12 protein-coding genes are annotated in these 14,983 nt (G+C 64.5%); 3 read left to right on the plus strand and 9 right to left on the minus strand.

The window, feature by feature from the left end; translation table 11 throughout:
• Positions 1–1,287 carry a protein-disulfide reductase DsbD family protein gene (locus tag AACH32_RS02790; protein ID WP_338605201.1) on the minus strand — a complete coding sequence of 429 codons (1,287 nt, stop codon included), beginning with the start codon at positions 1,285–1,287 and terminating at the stop codon, positions 1–3.
• A 250-nt stretch (positions 1,288–1,537) separates the two neighbouring features.
• On the opposite strand from AACH32_RS02790, the gene AACH32_RS02795 reads away from it, so the two are divergent.
• Positions 1,538–3,151 (plus strand): lytic transglycosylase domain-containing protein, encoded by a 1,614-nt coding sequence (locus AACH32_RS02795; protein WP_338605202.1) that lies wholly within the window; start codon positions 1,538–1,540, stop codon positions 3,149–3,151.
• Between the two features lie 198 nt (positions 3,152–3,349).
• Here the strand turns inward: AACH32_RS02795 and AACH32_RS02800 are convergent, their stop codons facing one another.
• The 6 genes from AACH32_RS02800 to AACH32_RS02825 form a co-directional block, all read right to left on the minus strand.
• Positions 3,350–4,648: a TRAP transporter large permease gene (locus AACH32_RS02800; protein WP_338605203.1), complete on the minus strand. Its 1,299-nt coding sequence runs from the start codon at positions 4,646–4,648 to the stop codon at positions 3,350–3,352.
• Between the two features lie 9 nt (positions 4,649–4,657).
• A complete protein-coding gene (locus AACH32_RS02805; RefSeq protein ID WP_338605204.1) occupies positions 4,658–5,320 on the minus strand; it encodes a TRAP transporter small permease in 663 nt (220 codons plus the stop codon).
• A gap of 102 nt (positions 5,321–5,422) precedes the next feature.
• Complete coding sequence (locus AACH32_RS02810; protein WP_338605205.1) at positions 5,423–6,502, minus strand: TRAP transporter substrate-binding protein; 1,080 nt, start codon at positions 6,500–6,502, stop codon at positions 5,423–5,425.
• A 196-nt stretch (positions 6,503–6,698) separates the two neighbouring features.
• Entirely contained in the window at positions 6,699–7,190 is a 492-nt protein-coding gene (locus tag AACH32_RS02815) for a universal stress protein (protein WP_338605206.1), read from the minus strand.
• A gap of 319 nt (positions 7,191–7,509) precedes the next feature.
• The gene (locus AACH32_RS02820; RefSeq protein WP_338605207.1) at positions 7,510–8,325 is read right to left on the minus strand and encodes an MBL fold metallo-hydrolase; all 816 of its coding nucleotides are present in this window, start codon (positions 8,323–8,325) and stop codon (positions 7,510–7,512) included.
• 98 nt (positions 8,326–8,423) lie between these two features.
• Positions 8,424–9,281: a PHP domain-containing protein gene (locus AACH32_RS02825; protein WP_338605208.1), complete on the minus strand. Its 858-nt coding sequence runs from the start codon at positions 9,279–9,281 to the stop codon at positions 8,424–8,426.
• 181 nt (positions 9,282–9,462) lie between these two features.
• Here AACH32_RS02825 and AACH32_RS02830 point away from each other — a divergent pair, with 181 nt between their 5' ends.
• Entirely contained in the window at positions 9,463–9,675 is a 213-nt protein-coding gene (locus AACH32_RS02830; protein ID WP_338605209.1) for a dodecin family protein, read from the plus strand.
• Positions 9,676–9,761: 86 nt separating this feature from the next.
• Here AACH32_RS02830 and lon read toward each other — a convergent pair whose 3' ends face one another.
• Both lon and AACH32_RS02840 read right to left on the minus strand, forming a co-directional pair.
• The gene (gene lon, locus AACH32_RS02835) at positions 9,762–12,314 is read right to left on the minus strand and encodes an endopeptidase La (protein ID WP_338605210.1); all 2,553 of its coding nucleotides are present in this window, start codon (positions 12,312–12,314) and stop codon (positions 9,762–9,764) included.
• 23 nt (positions 12,315–12,337) lie between these two features.
• Positions 12,338–12,760, minus strand: coding sequence for an Hsp20/alpha crystallin family protein (locus AACH32_RS02840; RefSeq protein ID WP_338605211.1), 423 nt, complete (start codon positions 12,758–12,760; stop codon positions 12,338–12,340).
• Between the two features lie 298 nt (positions 12,761–13,058).
• On the opposite strand from AACH32_RS02840, the gene dnaK reads away from it, so the two are divergent.
• Positions 13,059–14,972 carry a molecular chaperone DnaK gene (gene dnaK, locus AACH32_RS02845; protein ID WP_338605212.1) on the plus strand — a complete coding sequence of 638 codons (1,914 nt, stop codon included), beginning with the start codon at positions 13,059–13,061 and terminating at the stop codon, positions 14,970–14,972.
• Positions 14,973–14,983: the final 11 nt, after the last annotated feature.

Raw genomic sequence — 14,983 nt, forward strand, 5'->3', positions numbered from 1 at the left:
TTATTTCCCCGATGCGGTTGAGGTGCGGGCCACCGCCATCTTGATCAGGGGCAGGAAGCGGTTGGGGGGCAAAAATCCCACCACCCGGCTTTCGGTTATCTCCTGGCCCCGTCCGTCCATGAAGATCATGGTGGGCACTCCGCGCACCCGGTATTGGCGCATGAAGCTCTGGGCCTCGGGGCCGGGGGCCTTGGTGACGTCGGCCTTGACGGGCACGAAATGCTTAAGAAGCTCCTGCACCTCGGGCCGGGGCAGGGTTTCGCTCTTGAGCTGTTTGCAGGGGTTGCACCAGTCGGCGGTGAAGAACACCACCACCGGCTTGTTGGAGGCCTTGGCTTCCTCGAGCACCTGGGGACTGAAATGCACCCAGGCGGTCTTGTCTTGCCCGCCGCCGCCGGGGGCCCAGAACCACCAGAAGGCGGCGGCCGTCGCCAGGATCACTATGCCCGCCACGTGTTTGAATTTCACGAAAGCTCCTTTGCCGCTCTTTTCCATAAAGCCCAGGTAGATGCCCCCGACCAGGCCCACCAGGATCATCAGCCAGCGAGCCAGGCCCGCGCCGAGCAGCGGCTCGGCGATGTTCACGGCCATGATGATCAGCACCAGGCCGAAGAATTTGCGCACCCAGATCATCCACTCGCCCGCGCCGGGCAGGCTCTGGATGCTGCCGCTGAAGGCGGCCAGCACCGCCAAGGGCAGGCCCAGCCCGGCGGCCAGGACGAAGAACACCAGCAGGCCGTAGCCCACCGACGCCTCTTTGGCCACGTGGGCCATGAGACCCACCACGAAGGGCCCGACGCAGGGCGCGGCCAAAAGCCCCAGGGTCAGGCCCATGATCAGCGCGCCCAACACCCCGGTCCGGTTGGAGGAAGCCAGCCGGTTCAGTGAGGCGGGCAGGCGCAGCTCCCACAGGCCGAACATGCTGGCGGCCATGAACAACAGCACCGCCGCCAGGAACAAAATCACCGCCGGATGGCTGAGGGCCTGGCCCAAAAAGGCCCCGCCCAGGGCCACCAGGCTGCCCAGCGCGGCATACATGATGGCCATGCCCAGCCAATAGGCCAAGGCGTCGGCGATCAGGCCGCCCCGGCTGGAGGAGCGCCCGCCGAAGTAGCTGATAGTAATGGGGATAAGCGGGTATACGCAGGGGGTGAGGTTGAGCCCCAGGCCGCCGGCGAACACCAAAACCAGCACCCACCAGAAGCTCTGGCCGGCAAAAGGATCGGCGGCGGCGGCGGTACCGGCGGCCAGGGCCGCGGTGGGGCAAACCACCGTGATAACGGCCAAGGCCGCACCAAGCCGCTTGCAAAGTGCATATGTGGTCATTTGGTTGAAATCGGCTCCCGGGAAGGATGTGATCGTCACCCCCTCGCGTTTAAAAAATACCCGAGGCCGGGCTAGGGGTCAAACCATTAATCAGGGCCGGGCGGGGGGCGCAACCGTTTATTTAAACAGGCACTTTACACCCAGGTTGGGTTCTGCTATCTTAGCCCAAATATGTTTGGGCGTATTAACGTGCGCTCCAGCGGATGGATGTATGCATTTTAAGCCAATTCTCGCCGTAGCCTGTTTGGCCCTACTGGCCGCCGCCGGTTGTGCCACCACTTCCTCCCAAACCAGCCAGACCGGTCCCTCCCAGCCGGTGGTGCTGACCGCCAAGCCGGTCAAGCCGCCCCAGGAGGAGATCAACGCCAAGGTGGCCCAGGAACTGAAAGACCTGGGCGAAAATGAGATGGTTACCGAGAAGGCGGGCCAGGCCGGCCATCCCAGCCAGCAGGAAGCCGTCACCTACGACATTCCCATCGTCATCAACTCCCGGGTGGAGTTTTTCATAGACTATTTCCAGACCCGGATGCCCAAGCGCTTTCGCATTTGGCTGGCCCGCTCCGGCCGCTATTTGCCCATGATGCGGGCCATACTCAAAGAGCACGGCCTGCCCGAGGACCTGGTCTATCTGGCCCTCATCGAGAGCGGCTTCTCTTGCCAAGCCTATTCCCGGGCCCACGCGGTGGGCCCCTGGCAGTTCATCCAGGGCACCGGCAGGCGCTACGGCCTGGTGATCAACTACTGGGTGGATGAGCGGCGCGATCCGGTGAAGTCCACCCACGCCGCCGCCAAATACCTCAAGGATCTGCACGAGGAGTTCGGCTCCTGGTATCTGGCCGCCGCGGCCTACAACGCCGGGGAAGGCAAGATCCGCCGGGCGCTCAAGCGCTACGACGCCGACGACTTCTGGTCCATCAGCCAGGGGCGGCGCTATTACCTGAAACAAGAGACCCGCCAATACGTGCCCAAGATGATCGCCGCGGCGCTCATCGCCAAGGAGCCGGACAAGTACGGCTTTACGGACATAGTTTATGAGCAGCCTCTGGCCTACGAGGTGGTGGAGGTGCACCCGGGAACCTCCCTGGGCGTGGCGGCCAAGCTGGCGGGCATCAAGCCCAACGAGCTCAACGATCTGAACCCGGAGCTGCGCCGCTGGGCGGTTCCGCCAACCGGGGGCATGTACGATCTGCGCATCCCGCCGGGGACCAAGGCCACTTTCGAGATAGCCTACGCCAAGCTGCCGTTGGCGGAGCGCAAGGCCAGGGTGGGCATGGTCACCGTGCGCGTGCACCGGGGAGACACCCTGGGGCGCATCGCCAGGACCCACGGCGTCAGCCTAAACGAGCTGATGGCCATGAACCCCCGCATCAACCCGCGTAGATTGGCCATCGGCCAAAAGGTGGTGGTGCCTCCCAAGGGCGGCGCTCCCGCGACGCTGGTCGCCAGCTCCTCCGGCTCGCGTTCCCACCGCTCCCTGGCCGGCAGCCCCAAGGGGACCCGCAAGATTCACCACACCGTCAAGAGCGGGGACACCCTTTGGCACATCGCCCGCACCTACAACATCGAATGGCGAGACATCCCGCGCTGGAACGGGCACAACACCAGCCGCCTGAAGGTCGGCCAGCACCTGGTGCTCTACGTGCCCAGCGCCAAGGCCGAAGGCAAGGTGGACACCAAGGTCGAGCAGGTCTACGTGGTGCGGCGCGGCGACAACCTGTGGACCATCGGCCGCCGCTATGGCGTGACCCCCAATCAGCTCAAGCGCTGGAACAACCTGAGCTCCAGCGCCATCTCTCCAGGCGACAAGCTGACCGTCAAGCGCTAGCCGAGTTTTTCCAAGCAGCACCGGGCCGCCCCTTCACGGGGGCGGCCTTTTTTGCGGGCCCTTCGCCGGGCAAATGCCCGGAGGGGAATTCTCCGACGATGGGCTCACCCCCCAAGGCGCGCCGCGTCCCCAGCGGCAAACGAAACGCCCGCCGGGTCTCCCCGGCGGGCGCGCATTTGCTTGGTCGATGGCGCCGGGCTAGTCGACGTTCCAGCCCATGGCGCGGGGCAGCCACAGCACCGCGTCGGGCCAGTAGGTCATGAGCAGCAGCACCGCGATCTGGATGGCCACCCAGGGGGCCACCGCCCGTGACACGTAAAGTAAATCTCGGTTCACCAAGGCTCCGGTGATGTACAGGCTCACTCCCAGGGGCGGGGTGCAGTAGCCGATGCCTAGGTTCACGGTCATCAACAGCCCGAAGTGCACCGGGTTGATCCCGTAGCTCGCCAGCATGGGCAGAAAGATGGGGCCCAGGATCAAGGTGGCGCTGATGATGTCCATGAACATGCCGATGATCAAAAGCAGGATGTTCACGGTGAGCAGGAATATCCAAGGCTGGGTGATGGAGCTGACCACCGCCTCGGAGATCTTGCTGGGTATGGCCTCCATGGTCAGGTAGCGGCCGAAGCAGGTGGCCCCGGCCACGATGATCAGCAGGGTGGCGCTGGTCACCGCCGAGTTGACCATGACCTTCTTGACCGTGGAGAACTTCATATCTCGGTGGATGAACAGCTCCACGATGAGGGCGTAAACGCAGGCCACCACCGCGGCCTCGTTGGCGGTGAAGGCCCCGCTGAAGATGCCGCCGAAGATGATCACCGGCAGCATCAGCGACCAGAAGCCCTCCTTGAAGGAGTGCCAGGCTTCGCTCCAGGTGGGCTTGGGGGCCCTGATGAAGCCGGGGTTGCGCACCGCCCAGAAGTAGGAATAACCGCACATGCCGGCCATGATCAGGATGCCCGGCACGAACCCGGTGAGGAACAGGCCCTCCAGGCTCACCGCGCTGATCATGGAATAGAGGATCATGCTGATGGAGGGGGGGATGATCACCCCCAGGTTGGGCGCGGTGGTCATGACCCCCACGCTGAAGCGCATGTTGTATTTGTTGTCGATCAGCGCGGGAATCATGAACCCGCCGATGGCCACCACCGTGGCCACGGTGGAGCCGCTGATGGCGCCGAACAGGCCGCAGGCCAGGATGCCGGCCATGGCCAGGCCCCCGGGCAGCCAGCCCACTATCACGTTGGCAAAGCGAATCAGCTTGTTCACGATGGAGCCGCTGGTCATGATGTTGCCGCAGAGAATGAAGAACAGCACCACCACCAGGGCGAAATTGTCCATTGATCGGAATAGGCTTTGGGCCAGCACCAACAGGGGCAGGTCGGTGAAGAGCGTAAAACCCGCCACCGCAGTGAAGAACAGGCAAAGGAACACGGGCACCGTGGCGGCCATGGCCCCCAACAGCACCAGGATGATGATGATATAGCTGGTTTCCATCTGCGCCCCCTAGCCCGCGGATTCCTTCTTGGCCTTGCCCTCCTGATAGTCCCACCAAAGCACCTGGATGGTGCGCACCCCCATGGTGACTCCCATGAGGGGCAAAATTAGGTAGAGGACGACCAGGGGAAACTCCAAGATGATGGTTTTCTGGGAGGTCCGCTCCTGCATCAGGGCCATGTCTATGCCCATCTTGGTGATAAGCACCGCGAAGGACAGCACGGCCAAGTGGCTGAAGTAGGTAAGCGGAGCGCGCAGCCGGGGCACGATTTGCACCAGGGCGTCGATGGTTATCATGGAACGGTTTTTGATGGCCGGGGCCAGGCCCACGAAGGTGGTGAGGATGATGATCTCGCGGATCAGCTCCTCGGACCAGGACATGGAGTAGGAAAACACGTAGCGCAGGATCACGTTGATGAACAGGGAGATGAGCCCCACCATCACCGCCAGGTACAGGGTCCACTCCTCGAAAAAGGAGAGCCCCTTGTCCTGAAAGCGCAGGAAACGGTCCCAGTTGCCGGTGAAGGCGGCGAGGAGCATGAACAGGCCCCAGGTGGCGATGGCCCCCCAGGTGAGCCCCTTGAGGTGCAGGAACCAATATCCCAGCACGGCGACCGCCACTATGCAGAGAAAGGCCACCCAGCCGAAAAGGTATGTCCGCCCTTGTGCCATGTGTCGCGGTTTCCTTTGTGGCGCATAGCGCGCCGTCGATTCACAGGTGGGAACGGCGGGCCGGGGGGTTGGCCCCGGCCCGCGGTTATTGCGTGATTTTGGCTATTTCTTGGCGCCCATGTCCCGGGTGATCTTGTAACCCAGGAGCTTCTGGACTTCGCCAAGGTACTGGGGACCGATTTCCTTGGCGAACTGCTGGTGAACCACGTTGCCCTGGACGCGCAGGGTTTCCAGGTCAGCCGCGGAAAGATCCCAGAACTTCACGCCGGACTTTTCCATGGCGCCCTTCTTGGCCGCGGCTTCCTGAGCCTTGCACTCGTTGCGGTAGATGGCGCACTGCTCGTTGACCACCTTCTTGAAGGTGGTCTGCAGGTCTGCCGGCAGGGACTTGAACCACTTTTGGTTGAAGATCCAGATGAACAGGCCCTGGGCGTAGTTGACGGGGGTGAAGTTCTTGGCGACCTCGAACTTCTTGGTCAGGTAGCACACGATCAAGGTGTGGTCCAGGCCGGTGATGACGCCCTGCTTGAGGGCGGTGGGCACGTCCGGCCAGGGCATGACCACGGGGTTGAAGCCCCAGGCCTTGTAGAGCAGCTTGTTGACCGCCGCCTCGGCGATGCGGAACTTCACCTTCTTGGCGTCGGCGATGTTCTTAACCGGGATGGTGGTGGCCCAGCCGTAGCGACCGTAGGCGGTCACGTCCAGGCCCATGATCCCCTGGTGCTCCATGCCGTCCAAAAAGTGCTGGAACAGCTTTTTATTGGCGATGAACTTGTCGAGCTTCTCGTAGGAGTTGACCAGGAAAGGCAGGTTGACCAGTCCCATGCGGGGGCCCAGGTTGGTGCTGGCCACCGAGGAGACGGCCATGCCCTGGATGGCGCCCATCTGGAGCTGGTTGAGCACCTCCACCTCGCCGCCCAGCATGGAGAAGGGCAGATACTCGAAATAGATTTGGCCGTTGGTGGCCTTCCACAGGGCATCGCGGATGGCGAAACCGGCGTAGACGCCCTTGATGGCCGGGTGCGAGACGTTGGAAACCTTTATCTTGTACTTGGCCTTGGAATAGTCAAAGGCCGGCTTCCACTTATCCACGGACGGTTTCGCGGCCATGGCCGCCGGAGCCACCAAGGCAAACGCCACCAAGGCCACTACCAGCGCCAGCAAGACTTTGGAAAATCGCATAACCCCTCCCTTTAGATTGCTTGGCGAGTACACACAACGTTTGCTTTCTCAAAGCAGGCCGCGCGGGCCGGGACGCGCCGCTTGGCCGGAAGCCGCCCATGAACCCATGGAGCCGGCCCCCGCCCCTGCCTCCTCCTTTCCCGGGGCGTCCTAGTGCTTCGAGTGTCTTTGAAAAGCCGCTTCGCCGGGCCGGGGCCTAGCGAGGCAATAGCTCACCCTGAGCCAGTTTTTTACGTTGTTCCTCAAGCTGCTGCTGGCTGTGTTTAACCAGAAGGATAGGCGTCTTGCATTTCCATAGGACGTTGTGAACCACACTACCGCCTAAAATCTCTTCCAATTCGCTGAATCCGCTTTGGGGCAGGATGACCATGTCATATCCGCCCTCTTCCGCCTCACGGCAGATGACCACCGCCGGTTGGCCCTCCTCGATGCGGATATCGTATTCGATGTCGGCTTTTTGGAATGGCTCGGCCGCCGCCTGCAATACCTTTTCGGCGCGGCGGCGCATGGAATCCTTGATGCGCTGTTGATCGTCGGGACTGATGCCGTGCTGCTCCAGTCGCTTGGTGTTCAGGACGTTTAGCAGGGTGACCGTCAGGGGCATGCGCCAACTGAGCTTTATGGCGTGCTCTTCGGCGGTGAGGGAGTTGCGGGCGGTGTCCACGGGAATGAGAACCTTGCTTTTCATGGTCACCCTCGAAAATGCGTTTGCGCTAAGCGAAACTAATCAATACTGCCTTTTTTTCACCCTAGATTGCAAGCCCCGCCGGCGTTTGGGCCAGTGGGCATGGGGCATGGAAGGGAGCGGGACCGCGCCGGGCGGGCAAACAACCCCGCGCCGGTGCGGGAGCCGAAACTCGTACGCCACCGGTGAGGGTCATCATCAGGCTTGCGGACCATGCATCACCTTTCGCCGGGAAATGCCTGGACAGGATAGCTATATTGAAGCTACTTACAAAATTGACGCTATCAAAGCGTTATCCGCAGTGTCAAGGCAAAAAGGCGCGTTAATCCCTGGGAAACCTTGCCCTATTCGGCACAAACCCCCGCGGCGCCCGCCCCTGGGAGGTCAACTCCAGGCGCAGTCCGTCAAAAGCGGCCCACACCGGACCCGTAAAACGGGCCGCCGCCGAGGCCGTGGCCTTTTGGGGGTCCACCACCCGGTAGAAGTGGCTGAGCAGCAAGGAGCCGACCCCCGCCCGGGCGGCCAACTCCCCGCAGGCGGCGGGGTAGAGGTGGCCCTTTTTGGGCTCCTGGTCTGTGCCCGCGCAGTGGCAGATCATCAGGTCCGCGCCCTGGGCGAAGCGCGCCAACTCCTCACCGGCCTCGCTGTCGCCCAAATACACCAGGCTGTGGCCCCCGTGCTCCAGCCGCCAGGCCAGGCTGTGGGCGTGGTGGGTGGCCGGGGCGGTGACGATGCTCACCTCGCCCACCTGGGTACGTTCGCCGGGTCGCAGCCAGCGCCGGGTGAGCGCCCGGCCGGGAGGGTCCAGCCAGCCGCCCCAGGCCTGGTTCAGGGAGGCCAGCAGGGGCTCCAGCCCGGCGTGGGCCAACAGGGTCATGCGGGCGGTGGCCGCCAGCTCGGGGTCGTATTTCAGGGCGAAGAGCAGGGGGATCAGATCGGCCATGTGGTCTGGGTGGGGGTGGCTGATGATCACCGCGTCCACCTGGTCGGCCCGGAAGCCGCTCTCCAGCAGGCGCCGCCAGGCCCCTTGCCCCAGGTCCAGCATGATGCCTTTGCCCCCGGCCTGCAGCCAATAGGCCGGGCTGGAGCGCTCGGGGCGCAGCTCGCAGGTGCCCGAGCCCAATACGGTTAGGCGCATGTTTGCCTCCCAAGGTTGGCCATGATTTTATATAACCGCGCCCGGACGGGGCAAGGCCGTAGGTGTCGCGAGAAGCGTCTGGCAGGGAAGGGCAGGGCCTAGCGGGCCCCGGCGTCGCGGGCCTGCTTGAGCCCGGCCAACAGGGAGGCGGGCACCCGCAGGGTTCCCTTGCCCGCGCCCAGGCGGATGCCCGGCTTGTTGAAGCCGTGGAAGTCGCTTCCTCCGCTCACCGCCAGGCCCAAACGGGCGGCCATCTCCTTGAGGCTGCGCTCCTGGGCCGGGTTGTGTTCGGAGTAATAGGCCTCGATGGCCATGAGCCCCTGTTCCATTAGCCGGGCGGCCAGCTTTTCCAGGGCCGCCGGGTGCAGCTCCAGCAGGCCGGGGTGGGCCAGCACGCTGACCCCGCCCGCCCCCCGGATCAGAGCCATGGCCTGTTCGGGGGTGAGGCGCTGTTTTTCCACGTAGGCCGGGGCGCCCCGTTTGAGGTAGCGGCCAAAGGCCTCGCCCGGCCCCCCCACCATCCCCTTGTCCACCAGCACCTGGGCGAAATGGGGCCGCCCCACCTGGCCCCCCCCGGCCGCGGCGGCCACCTCCTCCAGGGAGACGTCCAGGCCCAGCTCGCGCAGGCGGGCCGCGATCTTGGGGTTGCGCTCCAGCCGGGCGTTCTGCACCCGCTCGAGGCCCTCTTTGAACCGGGGCTCTTCGGGGTCCACCCACAGCCCCACTAGGTGCAGGGAGCCGCCGTCTGGCCGGTCCACGCTGAGCTCCACGCCGGGCACCAGCTCCGGGCCGCCGGGCGCGGCCGCGGCCAGGAATTCGGCCAGACCCTGGGTGGTGTCGTGGTCGGTGAGGGCCACTGCGGCCAGGCCGGCCTCGGCCGCCGCCGCCGCCACCTGGGCCGGGGCCAGGGTGCCGTCGCTGGCCGTGGAATGGGTGTGCAGATCGATGAGTTCCATGGGTTAAAAACTAACTCCCAGCGCCCCCCTTGGCAACCGGCGTACGCGCCCCAGGCGCGAAGGGCCTTGTTCGTCAAAATTTGGGCGTGTTACCCTGGAACAAAGACCCATCCAAACATGGCATCCTGATTATACGCAACGGCGAACCATTTATTGCCCCGTCAGGGGTCGGAGGGAAGTCATGGCCGAAAAGAGAGTCGCCCGCGTAACCGAGATCATTGCCGGAAGCCCCACCAGTTTCGACGACGCCGTGGCCGTGGGCATCAGCCGGGCCAACGCCACCTTGCGCGGCATCACCGGGTTCAAGATCCAGGAGCAGAACGTCTCCGTGGTGGACGGCCAGGTGCTGGAGTACCGGGTGCGCATGGAAGTGATTTTCGTCCTGGAGTCCTAGCCGCCGGCTAAAAAAGACCGCCCCCGATTGGGGGCGGTCCCTGGTCCTTGATCAGCGCCGCCGCTGGGCGGGGCGTTAGCTTGCGTCTATTTCTTGCCCTGGCGGGCCGCCTTCTTCTCCATGGCGGCCACCCCGCCGCCGGACCGCGCCTTTTGGGGGCGCTTGGGCTTGGCCGTCTTCTTGGCCCCGGCCTGGCGCGCGGCCTGGGGCTTGGCCTTTTTGGCGCCCTTCACGGGCTCCAGGGCCCAGGCCTCCAGTTGGCCGATGCGCTCGGCGAACTTGAAGGTCATCTTCTTCTTCACGTTGTCCGGCACGTCCACCAGGTCGCGCTCGTTGGCCGCGGGCAGGATGATGGTCTTGATGCCCGCGCGGTGGGCGGCCAGGACCTTTTCCTTGATGCCCCCCACGGGCAGCACCATGCCCCGAAGGGTGATCTCGCCGGTCATGGCCACCTCGCTCTTCACCGGGCGGCCGGTGAACAAGGAGAGCAGGGCGGTGAACAGGGTCACCCCGGCGCTGGGGCCGTCCTTGGGGATTGCCCCGGCGGGCACGTGGATGTGGATGTCGCTCTCGGCGTTGAAGTTGTTCTCCAGGCCGCAGGCCGGGGCGTTGGCCCTGAGGAAGGTGACCGCCGCCTGGGCCGACTCCTTCATCACGTCGCCCAACTGGCCGGTGAGCACCAAGCCGCCCTTGCCGGGCATGCGGCTGGCCTCCACGAACAGGATGTCGCCGCCGGTGGGGGTCCAGGCCAGGCCGGTGGCCACGCCGGGCACGGCGGTGCGCAGGGCGGTGTCGGGCAGGATGCGCTGGGGCCCCAGCACCTCGGCCACCTCGGGCTTGTTGATCTTCACCGCCTCGGTCTCGCCCTCGGCGATGGCCCGCGCCGCCCAGCGGCACAGCGAGCCGATCTCCCGCTCCAGGTTCCTGAGCCCGGCCTCGCGGGTGTAGCCGGTGATGAGCAGCATGAGGGCCGCGTCGCTGATGCTCAGCTGCTTGGCGCTCAGGCCGTGCTCGCCCCGCTGGCGAGGCACCAGGTAGCGCTTGGCGATCTTGAGCTTGTCCTCGGCGGTGTAGCCGGGAATCTCGATGATCTCCATGCGGTCCCTGAGGGGCGCGGGGATGGTGTCCAGCACGTTGGCCGTGGTCACGAACATCACCTTGGACAGGTCAAAGGGCAGGTCCAGGTAGTGGTCGCTGAAGCTGAAGTTCTGCTCCGGGTCCAGGACCTCCAACAGGGCGCTACTGGGGTCGCCCCTGAAGTCGGCCCCCACCTTGTCCACCTCGTCGAGCATGAACACCGGGTTGCGGCTGCCCGCGCGCCGAAGGCTCTGCACGATGCGGCCGGGCATGGCCCCCACGTAGGTGCGCCGGTGGCCGCGGATCTCGGCCTCGTCGCGCACCCCGCCCAGGCTGATGCGGGCGAAGTTGCGCCCCAGGGCCCGGGCGATGGAGCGGCCCAGGGAGGTCTTGCCCACCCCCGGCGGGCCCACGAAGCACAGGATGGGGCCCTTCATGTCCGGGTTGAGCTTGCGCACCGACAGATACTCCAAAATGCGCCGCTTCACCTTGTCCAGGTCGTAGTGGTCGGCCTCCAAAATGGCCCGGGCCTGCTTGATGTCCAGCTTGTCCTCGGTCTCTTCCTCCCAGGGCAGGTTGAGTATCCAGTCCAGGTAGGTGGTGATGACGTGGTACTCGGCGCTGGAAGAGTGCATGGCCGCCAGGCGCTTGAGCTCCCGCTCGGCCTCGGCGCGCACCTGCTCGGGCAGGGCCTTTTCATCCAGGCGCTGGCGCAGTTCGTCGGTTTCGCCGCCCTCGCTCTCGTCCTCGCCCAACTCCTCCTTGATGGCCTTGAGCTGCTGGCGCAGGTAATACTCGCGCTGGGTCTTGTCCAGGCCTTCCTTGACCTGGTCCTGAATCTTGCTGCCCAGCTCCAAGACCTGGATCTCGCGGTTCATGAGGGTGGTGACCCGGCGCAGGCGCTCGGTGACGTCCAGGGCCTCCACGATGCTCTGGCGCTCCTCGGGGCTGATGTTCATGGCGCTGGCCACCATGTCGCACAGGGCGCCGGGGTGGTCCACGCTGGCCACCAAGGAGCCCAGCTCATCGGGCAGATGGGGGGCCAGCTCCAACACCCGCCGGAACAGCGAGCGCAGGTTGTTCAACAGGGCCTTGCTCTCCAGGTCGTCGGTGACGATGTCTTCCACCGCCTCCACGTGGGCCATGGGATAGGGCTCGGTGCGCAACAGCTCCAGGATGCGGAAACGGGTGAGCCCCTGGGCCACCAGGCGCAGGCCGTCGGTTTCGCTCTTGGCCATTTGCAAGATCAGCGCGGCCACCCCCACCTGGTGGATGTCGGCGGCGCTCTTGACCTCCTCGGAGGCGATGTCGCCCTTCAAGGCCACCAGGCCCAAAATCTTGTCCCCGGCCAACACCTCGTCCACCAGGCCTTGGTGGCGGTTGTCGGCGATGAGCATGGGCAGAACCATGCGGGGGAACATGCTCATATCCTTGACCGGCAGCAGGGGCAGCAGCTTGGGCAGGGGAGGCCGCCGCCCCAGCAGGGCCTCGCTCAAATCCGAACCCTTGCCCACGCTGACGTTTATGGAATCTTCAGGCAATAGCAGATGTTCATTGCTCATGATCTACTCGCTTGGCAAAAAATTTAGACAGCCTGGACCTCGACGCTGGAGGCGCGGGAGCGTTTGGGCAGCACTATCCTTAGCAGGCCGTCGGACAGGCTGGCCTCCACCCGGTTGGGCGCGATGGGCACCGTTACCCGGAAGGAGCGCACGAATTCGCCGGTCTCGATTTCCATGCGGTGATAGCGGGCCCCGGCCACCCGGAGGGTGGGCTCGCGGCGTCCGTACAGGCGCACCACCTGGTCGTCCACCATGATCTTGAGATCCTTACGCGAAACCCCGGCCAGGTCGGCGATGATTATGATCGCCTCGGTGGTCTCCACGATGTCCACCGCCGGGGCCCAGGCCCCTTCGTCGCTGCCCATGTCGGGACGCTCCAGGTTATGCAAAAGCCTGCGCATTTGGGCCCTGAGGGCGTCACCGGGGGCGGAATAGTCTCGGCTCATGGCTGTAACTCTCCTGAAAGCTCGGGAACGCTCCGCCGGGGCCGCTTCGACCCCGAGAACGTCATTTAGAAATTAAGGTAAGTACAATTCCACTATAAGCAAATGGGCGGGGTGTAAAAAAGCCTTTTGGCGCATTTATCCGCCCGCCAAGCCTTGACTATGGCCGAGGGGGACTTACCTTGATGTATGTGAAATGGAATTAGGACGCTTTTCATAGCGATTTGTCAAAGTTAGAGAAAGATTAGGCCCCCCGGCGGGGGGCTTCGAGATATCAATATCCAGGAGGTACGAAGTAACCATGGCAGGCAACGAAAAAATTATCGGAATCGACCTGGGCACCACCAACAGCGTGGTGGCGGTAATGGAAGGCGGCGAGGCCAAGGTTATCACCAATGAGGAAGGCAACCGCACCACCCCCAGCGTGGTGGCTTTCACCGATAAGGGCGAACGCCTGGTGGGCGCCGCGGCCAAGCGCCAGGCGGTGACCAACCCCACCAACACCGTTTACAGCATCAAGCGCTTCATGGGACGGCGTTTCTCCGAGGTGGCCGAAGAGATCAAGCAGGTGCCCTACAAGGTGGTGGACACCGGCGCGGACCAGGTGAAGATCGAGGCCCAGGGCAAGGAGTACAGCCCCCCCGAGGTCAGCGCCATGATCCTGGGCAAGCTCAAGAAGGCGGCCGAGGATTACCTGGGTGAAAAGGTGTTCGCGGCGGTCATTACCGTGCCGGCCTACTTCAACGACTCCCAGCGCCAGGCCACCAAGGACGCGGGCAAGATCGCGGGCCTGGAGGTCAAGCGCATCATTAACGAGCCCACGGCGGCGGCGCTGGCCTATGGCCTGGACAAGAAGACCAACGAGACCATCGCCGTGTTCGACTTCGGCGGCGGCACCTTCGACATCTCGGTGTTGGAGGTGGGCGACGGCGTGGTGGAGGTCAAGGCCACCAACGGCGACACCCACCTGGGCGGCGACAACCTGGACCAGAAGATCATCGACTGGCTGGTGGGCGAGTTCAAGAAAGACTCGGGCGTGGACCTCTCCGGTGACCCCATGGCCATGCAGCGCCTCAAGGAGGCGGCCGAGAAGGCCAAAATGGAGCTCAGTAGCGCGGTGGAGACCGACATCAACCTGCCCTTCATCACCGCCGACGCATCTGGCCCCAAGCACCTGAACATCAAGCTGAGCCGGTCCAAGTTCGAGGCCCTGGTGGACAACGAGCTGCAGCGCACCCTGGGCCCCTGCAAGGCGGCCCTGTCCGACGCGGGTCTGAGCGCCGGCCAGATCGACGAGGTGGTCCTGGTGGGCGGTTCCACCCGCATCCCCAAGGTCCAGGAGATGGTCAGGGAGTTCTTCGCGAAGGAGCCGCACAAGGGCGTGAACCCCGACGAGGTGGTGGCCGTGGGCGCGGCCATCCAGGGCGGCGTGCTGGGCGGCGAGGTCAACGACGTGCTGCTTCTGGACGTCACCCCCCTGAGCCTGGGCATCGAGACCCTGGGCGGGGTGATGACCAAGCTCATCGAGCGCAACACCACCATCCCCACCCGCAAGAGCGAGGTGTTCTCCACCGCGGCCGACAACCAGCCGGCGGTGGATATCCACGTGTTGCAGGGCGAGCGCGAGTTCGCCAAGGATAACCGGACCCTGGGCAACTTCCAGCTCACCGGCCTGCCCCCGGCCCCGCGCGGCGTGCCCCAGGTCGAGGTCACCTTCGACATCGACGCCAACGGCATGGTCAACGTGAGCGCCAAGGACCTGGCCACCGGCAAGGAGCAGTCCATCGAGATCAAGGCCTCCTCGGGCCTCAACGACGAAGAGATCGACAAGATGGTCACCGACGCCAAGCGCTTCAGCAACGAGGACAAGGAGCGGCGCCAGGCGGTGGAGGCCAAGAACAAGTTGGACAGCCTGATCTACCAGACCGAAAAGCTGGTCAAGGAAAACGAGGCCAAGCTGGACGAGGCCACCAAGAGCTCCATGGACGGGGCCATCGCCGAGGCCAAGAAGGCCCTGGAGAGCGACGACCGGGCCCAGATGGAGGCCGCCTTCGAGAACCTGCAGAACGCTTCCCACGCCATGGCCCAGAGCCTGTACCAGAGCGGCCAGCAGGCGGGCGGACAGCCCGGTGGTCAGCCCGGCGGTCAGCAGGGCGGCGGTCAGCAGGGCCCCAAGGACGATGATGTTGTGGACGCGGAGTTCACCGAGAACTAGGCAGCAAGCGA

The organism is Desulfoferula mesophila (assembly GCF_037076455.1).
GTDB lineage: Bacteria > Desulfobacterota > Desulfarculia > Desulfarculales > Desulfarculaceae > Desulfoferula > Desulfoferula mesophila.

Bases quoted from the DNA above. Each gene is read 5' to 3' on its own strand.
- AACH32_RS02795 (WP_338605202.1), top strand. From the start codon at position 1,538: ATGCATTTTAAGCCAATTCTCGCCGTAGCCTGTTTGGCCCTACTGGCC.
- AACH32_RS02800 (WP_338605203.1), bottom strand. From the start codon at position 4,648: ATGGAAACCAGCTATATCATCATCATCCTGGTGCTGTTGGGGGCCATG.
- AACH32_RS02805 (WP_338605204.1), bottom strand. From the start codon at position 5,320: ATGGCACAAGGGCGGACATACCTTTTCGGCTGGGTGGCCTTTCTCTGC.
- AACH32_RS02810 (WP_338605205.1), bottom strand. From the start codon at position 6,502: ATGCGATTTTCCAAAGTCTTGCTGGCGCTGGTAGTGGCCTTGGTGGCG.
- AACH32_RS02815 (WP_338605206.1), bottom strand. From the start codon at position 7,190: ATGAAAAGCAAGGTTCTCATTCCCGTGGACACCGCCCGCAACTCCCTC.
- AACH32_RS02820 (WP_338605207.1), bottom strand. From the start codon at position 8,325: ATGCGCCTAACCGTATTGGGCTCGGGCACCTGCGAGCTGCGCCCCGAG.
- AACH32_RS02825 (WP_338605208.1), bottom strand. From the start codon at position 9,281: ATGGAACTCATCGATCTGCACACCCATTCCACGGCCAGCGACGGCACC.
- AACH32_RS02830 (WP_338605209.1), top strand. From the start codon at position 9,463: ATGGCCGAAAAGAGAGTCGCCCGCGTAACCGAGATCATTGCCGGAAGC.
- lon (WP_338605210.1), bottom strand. From the start codon at position 12,314: ATGAGCAATGAACATCTGCTATTGCCTGAAGATTCCATAAACGTCAGC.
- AACH32_RS02840 (WP_338605211.1), bottom strand. From the start codon at position 12,760: ATGAGCCGAGACTATTCCGCCCCCGGTGACGCCCTCAGGGCCCAAATG.
- dnaK (WP_338605212.1), top strand. From the start codon at position 13,059: ATGGCAGGCAACGAAAAAATTATCGGAATCGACCTGGGCACCACCAAC.